Below are 7,210 nucleotides of genomic sequence, written 5' to 3'. Positions count from 1 at the left end.
GACGCCGGCTACACCGGCGTCGCGACCGACCACGGCTCGGTCAACGGCACCGATCGCCTGGAGGTCAGGGCCGCGGGCTCGGACCCGACGCACTCCACCGACGAGATCGCCAGGCTCGTCTGGGAGACCTACCCGCAGCGCCTCGACCAGGTGTCCATCACGCTGAACGAGTCCCACGAGGTCTACAGCGAGGACGACCTGCGCGCCACGTTCGGCGAACGCGGCGTGAGCGAGAAGGCCGCCGGGGACGTGGGCCGGACCATCGTGACCTGGCTGATCGTGGGCGCGGTCGTGTTGCTGCTGTGCCTGGCTGGCCTGACCTTCCTGATCGTGTTCCTGGTGCGCCGCTCCCGCCACCGCGCCCTGCCGTCGCAGTACCCGCCGCCGGGATGGTCGCCCTAGTAGTCGAAAACGGCCCGGCCTGGTCGTATAAGAGGCATGTTCACCGAACAGGAGATCGCCTACCTGCGCGAACAGCCACTGGCCCGCCTCGCGACCATCAACAAGGACGGCCAGCCGGACGTCGTCCCACTGGCCTTCGAGTACGACGGCACGCACTTCTGGGTGGGCGGCGTGGGCTCGCAGGTCCTGCGCACCCGCAAGTTCCGCAACATCACCGCCGGCCGCCGCGAGGTGTCGCTGGTGGTCGACGACCTGGTGTCGCTGAACCCCTTCATCGCGCGGGCCGTCCGCGTCTACGGCATCGCGGACGACCCGATCGAACGCGTCGGTCTGGTCGGCCCCGGGATCTACAGCCGGATCACGCCGACGCGGGCCTGGGCGTGGAACATGGCGGGCGAACCGGCCGGCGAGAGGTGGTACGAACCCCGCCGGTCATGAGGCCCGCCGCGCCGAGCACATCGCCGACCCGCCCCACCGCACGCCGTAGAGCAGCCCCGGCAGCAGCCGCCGGAACCGCAGGTGGATCTCCCCTGCCCGGTCCACCGCGTGCTGGGTCCCGCCCGGTTCGGCGTCGGACCGCTGCAGCACGCCGTCGAACGTCCGCACGAGCCGTTTGCGGTCGTGTTCGAACCGCACGCGCAGGTCGAACACCTCGCACGGCCGTTCGGGCACGTGCAGAACGCACGGGTGCATCACGTCGCGGTTGGACAGCCGGTATCGGATCGCGAAGTCGTGGGTGTCGCCGCGCGTCAGCGGTTCGGCCGGCAGCAGCGTGAAGCCGGGCCGGTCAAGGCCGCCGCGGTCCTGCAAGGTGCCGCCGTAGAGCAGGTGGACGTCCACGTCCCGCCGGCGCACCGGGAACACCGAGGTGAACTCCAGCTTGTCGACTCCGTCCCCGTCGACGACGACCTGGTAGCGCTCCAGCACCTCGGGCTGTCCCTGGTCGAGCACCACGGCGACGCTCAGCTCCGCGGTGTGCCAGCCGGCGGCGTCACGCGGGGTCGTCGTCGCGGCGAGTTCGGCCAGCTGGTCGACGGCCTCGTCGACGCGGCGGCGGACGGTGCGGGAATCGCGGTCGATCACGGCCGCCACCCAGTTGACCCGCTCCTGGTAGAGGGGGTGCCGGACGTCGGGGACGAGACCGAACGCCGCCCGCGTCGCGAGGTGGAGGTCCTCCGGGAGTTGTTCGATCAGCTCGGTCAGCCGGGAGACGAGCTTCTGCCGGACGGCGGCCGGTCCGTCGGCCCTGGTGATCCCGCACGCGGCGGCCAGGGCCGTGCCCACCCTCTCCACGATCCGCCCGGCGTGCACACCCCGTCCCTTGCGCAGCGTCTTCAGCTCACGGACCAATATCGCGTGCGTCGTCATCTCCGCTCTCCCTCCCCTTGCGCGCTCACGTGCGGCGAAGGCAGGTTGCGGCGGGCGTGTGGACGAGAAGTGGACACGCCGTGGATCGGTCAGACGTGCTCCGGTCGCAGCACCGTCCGCGCGACCGAGGAGGCCAGCGCGATGCCCAGCCGGACGCCGTCGCGGCCGAGGAAGACGCGCGAGGTGCCGATGCGGTCCAGCGCCGGTTGGTCGACGACCCCGAGACCGAACGCGATCATCTCCGGGCACGACGCGGTGGCGCGGAGCCGCGTCAGCGTCCGTGGCCAGTTCGGATCGGTCGCCCTGCCGTCGGAGATGAAGAACAGCATCGGGCGGCGCACCCGGATTCGCTGTGCCTTCAGGCATTCCACGTCACGTTCGATGGTGGCGTGCAGGAGGGTGAACGCGGAACCGAAGTCGGAGCCCGATTCCTGGCGGGGGCGAATCGGTTCGGCGTGATCGAGGGCGGGCAGGAGAGGCTGCACGACCAGCGGCCGTTCCGCGAAAACCACCACGCAGAGCCGGATCTGGGCGGTCGCACGGCGGTCGGCGTGCACGACACCGCGGAACTCGCGCAGGCCGGCGTTCACCTCGTCGAGGTGGTCGGTCATCGAGAACGACACGTCGCACACGACGTAGCAGGGCAACACATCGGGCACCATCCGTCTCCCCTTCACCACCAAGCGTGACACGGGGAACCGTTACCGGATCGCGTTGATCAAACGTGGACAAAAAGCTGATTCGCTGACACGCCAACGGGCCCTTGCGCGACATTCCTCCCAGATGGAGGCTCGGGCACCGGGAGGGCTGCGTGGAATTTCGTATGCTGGGTCCATTGGAATCTTGGCACGGGAACACCTGCGTGTCCTTGGGCGACCAGCAGCAACGCTTCATCCTCGTCGTCCTTCTCTTACACGCGAACAAACCCGTGTCACCCGAACGGCTCACCGAAACGGTGTGGCCCGACAACCCGGACCGCCGGAACCTGGTGCGCGGCTACATCAACAAGCTGCGCAAGGCGTTCGAGCCGACCGACGTGGAAATCGAGACCACGCCGACCGGGTACGTGCTGCGCGTCGACGAGGACCAGATCGACACCGTGCGTTTCCACCGGCTGTGCCAGGAAGCCGCGCAGGCCGTGCAGGACAACGACCAGCGCAGGGCCGTCGAGTTGTTGCGGGAGGCGGTCGCGTTGTGGCGCGGCAGATTCCTCGACGACATCGACATCGACCGGGTCGGCGGCGCGTCGGTGATCTCGCCGGCCGAGAGCTACACCGACGCACTCGGTGACCTCGCCGAGCTGGAACTCCTCATCGGTGATCACCGCTCCGCGCGCGACCGCATGCGCCGCGCCCTGATGATCGATCCCGCCCGGCAGAAGTACGCCGAGCTGCTGATGCGCGCACTGATCGCGGGTCGTGACGGCGTGGGCGCCATCCGGGTCTACCAGAGCGCCTGCATCGCCCTCGCGGAAGCCGGGTACGAGCCGGGATCGGTGCTGCGCAAGCTCGCGGCCCGCGCCGAGCACGGTGAGCCGGTCAGTTCGCTGCCGTCCCGTCCTGGTGGGTTCACCGGGCGGTCGAGCGAGCTGGAGGCGATCGAGGTCGCCGCGGCGGGCACCGGCGAACGGCGCGCGGTGTGGATCAGCGGCGCGCCCGGCGTCGGGAAGACCGGCCTGGCCGTCGAGGCGGCGCACCGGTTGCGCCAACGGTTCCCGGACGGCCAGCTCCTCGTGCGGCTCAACGGGTTCACGCCCGGTGTGGCGCCGATGTCGGTGTCGGACGCGCTGACCCAGTTGCTGACCGAGTTGGGCGTACCGGCCGAGCAGATCCCGGACACGGTCAGCCGCAAGGCGACGGTCTACCAGTCCCAGCTCTACGGCACGAAAACCCTGGTGGTGCTGGACAACGCGCTCTCACCGGAGCAGATCCGGCCGCTGTTGCCCGAGACGTCGGACTGCTTCGCCGTCGTGACCAGCAGGAAGATGGGCGATCCGGATATCAGCGAGCACGTGCGGCTGGCACCGCTACCGCCGTCCGACGCCTCCGACCTGTTCCGGGCGCTGACCGACCCGTTCCGCGTGCGTGGCAGGGCGGCGGACGTCGCGGGGCTGGTGAAGCGGTGCGGGTACCTGCCGGTGGAGATCACGGTCGCGGCGGCGTTGCTGCGCCGGCACGACCGGTGGTCGCTGGACAACCTCCTCGGCGTGTTGAACGAACAGGGACCGTTGCGGGAAGCCGCCGCCGTGCACGCGTCCTTCCTCCAGCTGAACGACCAGCTGCAGCAGGTCTTCCGGTTGTTCGGCCACCTCCCCGGACCCGATGTCGATCTCGTCGGCGCGGCGGCGTTGATCGGCCGTGACGTCGCCGACACCCGCAAGCTGCTCGACGACCTGCACGAGGTTTGCCTGCTGGAGGAGGTCTCCCCGGACCGCTACCAGATGCTCGACTCCGTCAAGGAGTTCGCAGCTCAGGAACCACCGCCCGCGGACGCTTTGGCGCGCCTGCTGGACTTCTACCTCGTGACGCTGACCAACGCGGTGAGCGTCGCGTATCCGTTCGACCGCACCGTCCAGCCGTCGGTGGACCGCACGAGCCCGCACGGCCTGTCGTTCACCCACGAGGACAAGGCGCTGGCGTGGATCACCGCCGAGCGCGACAACGTGATGGCCGCGATCCGGCAGGCGGGCACCGACCACGCGTGGCAGTTGGCCGCCCTGATCTGGCGGTACTTCAACACCGCGAACAGGTTCGAGGACTGGATCGAGGCCGTGGAGTCCGTGCGTGCGGACGATGACTACGGCCAGGCACACGTGCTGCTGCGCCTGTCCTTCGCGAACAACCGGCTCGGGCGGCACTCCGAGGCCCTCGACCTGGCCGGCCAGGCACTGCCGAAGTGGTCCCGGCTCGGCGACCTGGCGGGCGAGGCGGACACGTCGTGTGCGCTCGCCCTCGCCGCCATGCCACTCGGCATCCACGACGAGGCGATGCGGCATTTCGAGGCCGCGCTGACGAAGTACGAGCTGTGCGGCGACCTCCGCGGCCAGGCGCACGCGCTGAGCATGCTCGGTTACCTCAACGAACAGCACCGCGAGTACGAGGTGGCGCTGCGGCAGCAGACGGACGCCGTGCGGATCTTGCGGGAGATCGGTCACCTGCAGGGGCTGGCGCACGCGTTGAACAACCGCGGCGCGAACCGCCAGCACCTCGGGATGCTGGAGGAGGCCATCCCCGACCACCTGGAGGCGTACGAGATCGCGGTCGAGCTCGGCGACCACTGCGTGGCCGCCTACGCGTTGACCAACATCGCCGACGCCCACCGGCTCGCGGGCCGGCTCGGTGCGGCACTGCACCACCACGAGCTGGCCACCGCTGCCGCGGCCGACGTGGCCGACACCGACCTGCGGGCCCGGTTGTTGCGGGACAGGGCGTTGACGGCACGTGACGGCGGCGACCTGGCGGGGGCGCTGCGCCTGTACCAGACGTTGTCGGACGCGGCCGCCGGCACGGGCAACCGCTCGCACCAGGCCACCGGCGAAATCGGTGTGGCACGGACGATGCACGCGCTCGGCAGGCACGCCGCCGCCGTGCCGCACTGGGACGCGGCCGAGGCCGTGTACGCCGAGTTCGACCAGCCAGAGGCCGAGGAGGTGCGGGCCGAGCGCGCGGCGTTGAGGTGCGCGTGCGGTCAGCGGTGAGCCAGAAGTCGTTTCAGGCCGGGGTAAACCTCCCGGACCGCGCTGTGGTTGTGCCACCGGCCCAGGGTTCTGGCCAGCTGCCGCAGATCGGTCCGGATGGTCGCCGAGTCGACGTGCGCCGCGTCGTCGATCGTCCCGGCGAGCGTCCGGCAGCTCTGCTCGACGTCGCCGGACAACGCGTGGGCGAGTGATCGCCTGGTGCCGAAGCGGGCCCTGGTGCGACGCGACGTCGCGGGCACCAGGGCGAGCTGCCGGTCCAGCACGATCGCGGCTTCGGCGTTGAGGCCGAGGTCGCTCAACGCCCAGCCCCTGGCCAGTTCCAGCGGATCGGGCGCGCTGGGGCCGAGCGCCGAGTACGGGCTGTCGGGCGGTGCGGCGTCCATCAGCCGCGCGGCCCGGTCGAACGTGCTCTCGGTGGCATAACGGTTTCCGGCCAGCGCGTGCCCCTGCGCCTCCCGCCGTGCGGCCAGCGCGAGGACGCGTGCCCCGGCGCTGCCGATCCACTGCGCCTGCTGGGCGAGGCTGATCGTGCTCTGGGCGTCCTGCCGGTAGAACGCGATCCCCGCCTCGCGCACGAAGGAGTAGCTCGCGATGTCCGGATCGGACGCCGCGCGCGACAGTTCGGACGCCTGCCTGGTCCACCACAGCGCGCCCTGCTCGTCGCCGGCCTCCTGGCTCATCCAGCCGGTGTACTCGGCGATGCGCGCGGCGAGCCTGAGCAGGTTCGTCCCGATCGGCCCGGTGTTCTCGCGCGCCATGCCGTGCACGGTGTGCTGCAAGGCTTTCAGCGGTTCGATGAGCACCATCGGACTGGTGTGCAGCCCCAGTCCCCGCAGGTTCTCGAACGAGGCGCGCATCCCCGCGATCACCTGTTCGTCCGGCACCGGCCGCCTGCTGCCCGTGAGCGCGCCGACGCCGAGCATCGTGCCGGCCACCAGCACCTGACGGCGGCCGAGCGCGGGGGCGTCGTGCAGCGCGGCCTCGATCAGCCGGCCACCGACGTTCAGCACGCCGTCGCACAGCCGGGCGACCGTCGGCGTCGGCGGTTTGACGTCGTTCTCGATCTTGCTGAGATAACCCTTGCTGTAATGAATCAGCTTCGCCAGCTGACCCATCGACATCCCCGCGGCGACGCGCTGTTCGCGCAACAACTCACCAAAAGTTCCGGCCACGACTGCCTCCCGCTCCGGCATACGCCGAGTACATCATCCGTTTCTGTTCAGGGCAATCGCCCTGGCCATGACAAAAAATGGCCAGGGCGAATTGGCAACTAACTCACCCGTACCACGGGTTGCCGCCGCCGTTCTGCGTCTCCGTGGTGGTCGTGGTGGTGGGCGGCGGGTTCTCGTCCGCGTTGGCCGTGCCGCCACCGGAAACAGCGGCGGCGACGGCGAGCGCGGTCACGAGCGTGGTGGCGCCGGCGATGAAAGTGGACACGATTTTGGACATGACGAATCCTCCGAAGGAAATCGCGATTGATTCCGGGATTTCGCCCGCCACAGCGGCGGGCTACTTCGAGGATTCATCTCCAAAAACCGCGAAAACAGGTGTTTCCCGTTGCCCACCGAGGTGGTCAACGCGTCCACTCCTCATCCACTTCTGGTCAACACCCGCCGTGGATGCTGCGCGCACCCGGCCGCCGGCCGGACCTGCACGAGGAGGTAGGAGTGATCGAATCCGCGACCTACGACATCGCCGTGTCGTTCGCCGAGGACCAGCGCGCCGTGGTCGACGAGGTGGTCG

Annotated in this window: 7 protein-coding genes; 3 read left to right on the top strand and 4 right to left on the bottom strand. The window is 69.8% G+C overall.

Going from position 1 to position 7,210, the window contains the following annotated elements; genetic code table 11:
- Positions 1-402: hypothetical protein (locus tag B0F77_RS48480; protein ID WP_158103020.1), on the top strand; the 402-nt coding region annotated here is incomplete at its 5' end.
- 36 nt (positions 403-438) lie between these two features.
- Complete coding sequence (locus tag B0F77_RS45890; protein WP_086669321.1) at positions 439-840, top strand: PPOX class F420-dependent oxidoreductase; 402 nt, start codon at positions 439-441, stop codon at positions 838-840.
- Here B0F77_RS45890 and B0F77_RS45885 read toward each other — a convergent pair.
- A complete protein-coding gene (locus tag B0F77_RS45885) occupies positions 835-1,770 on the bottom strand; it encodes a hypothetical protein (protein WP_143467287.1) in 936 nt (311 codons plus the stop codon). The genes B0F77_RS45890 and B0F77_RS45885 overlap by 6 nt on opposite strands.
- A gap of 89 nt (positions 1,771-1,859) precedes the next feature.
- On the bottom strand, positions 1,860-2,432 hold the full coding sequence (locus B0F77_RS45880; protein ID WP_086669319.1) for a vWA domain-containing protein: 573 nt from the start codon (positions 2,430-2,432) through the stop codon (positions 1,860-1,862).
- 173 nt (positions 2,433-2,605) lie between these two features.
- Here B0F77_RS45880 and B0F77_RS45875 point away from each other — a divergent pair, with 173 nt between their 5' ends.
- Positions 2,606-5,467: an AfsR/SARP family transcriptional regulator gene (locus tag B0F77_RS45875; protein WP_245849522.1), complete on the top strand. Its 2,862-nt coding sequence runs from the start codon at positions 2,606-2,608 to the stop codon at positions 5,465-5,467.
- Here B0F77_RS45875 and B0F77_RS45870 read toward each other — a convergent pair.
- On the bottom strand, positions 5,458-6,639 hold the full coding sequence (locus tag B0F77_RS45870; protein WP_086669322.1) for a helix-turn-helix domain-containing protein: 1,182 nt from the start codon (positions 6,637-6,639) through the stop codon (positions 5,458-5,460). The two genes, B0F77_RS45875 and B0F77_RS45870, sit on opposite strands and share 10 nt — an antisense overlap.
- Positions 6,640-6,742: 103 nt before the next feature.
- Positions 6,743-6,916, bottom strand: coding sequence for a hypothetical protein (locus tag B0F77_RS48475; protein WP_158103019.1), 174 nt, complete (start codon positions 6,914-6,916; stop codon positions 6,743-6,745).
- Positions 6,917-7,210: the final 294 nt, after the last annotated feature.

Origin of the sequence: Lentzea kentuckyensis (genome assembly GCF_002150765.1) — a bacterium.
In the GTDB taxonomy this organism is placed as follows: domain Bacteria; phylum Actinomycetota; class Actinomycetes; order Mycobacteriales; family Pseudonocardiaceae; genus Lentzea; species Lentzea kentuckyensis.
Note: the sequence above shows the minus strand (reverse complement) of the source record. Positions and strands in the feature narration are given on the sequence as shown.